Here is a 582-nt window from a genome sequence, read left to right as displayed (position 1 = left end):
GGCATACACTCGCGAACAGAGCCCGGCGGCGAAGAATGCCATCGGGCAGATCCTGCTGAACTCCCGCATGGCGGCCTTCGGACGGCGTCCGATCTGCCAGGATACCGGTCTCGTAGTTGTCTTTGCCAAGGTCGGCATGGACGCCCGCATCAAATCAACGGCCAGTTTCGCTGACCTCGTGAATGAAGGCGTCCGCCGAGCATATCTCGACCCCGACAACCCGCTTAGGCCATCGATCGTCGCTGATCCGCTCGCCGGACGGATCAATACCCGCGACAACACGCCGGCGGTCATCCACGTCGACCTCGTGCCTGGCAACCGAATCGAGATTACCATCGCAGCAAAAGGGGGCGGATCCGAAAACAAGGCGCGTTTCACCACCCTGAACCCCAGTTCGTCCGTTGCCGACTGGGTAGTCGACACCGTTTCGACGCTGGGCAGCGGATGGTGTCCGCCCAGCCTGATCTCGGTCGGCATCGGTGGCAGCGCTGAAAAGGCAATGCTGCTTGCCAAGGAGGCCATGAACGAACCGATCGACATGTCGGAACTGATCGCCAGGGGGCCGTCAAGCGCGGAGGAGGC

Annotated in this window: 1 protein-coding gene; it reads left to right on the top strand. The window is 62.2% G+C overall.

Annotated elements, in window-relative coordinates; genetic code table 11:
- Positions 1-582 (top strand): fumarate hydratase (locus NKI41_RS33245; RefSeq protein WP_352687302.1); only part of this gene is annotated, 582 nt, incomplete at both ends.

The organism is Mesorhizobium sp. M0601 (assembly GCF_040320845.1).
Classification (GTDB): domain Bacteria; phylum Pseudomonadota; class Alphaproteobacteria; order Rhizobiales; family Rhizobiaceae; genus Mesorhizobium.
The sequence above is the reverse complement of the archived record's forward strand: the minus strand, read 5'-3'. Positions and strand labels throughout refer to the sequence as shown.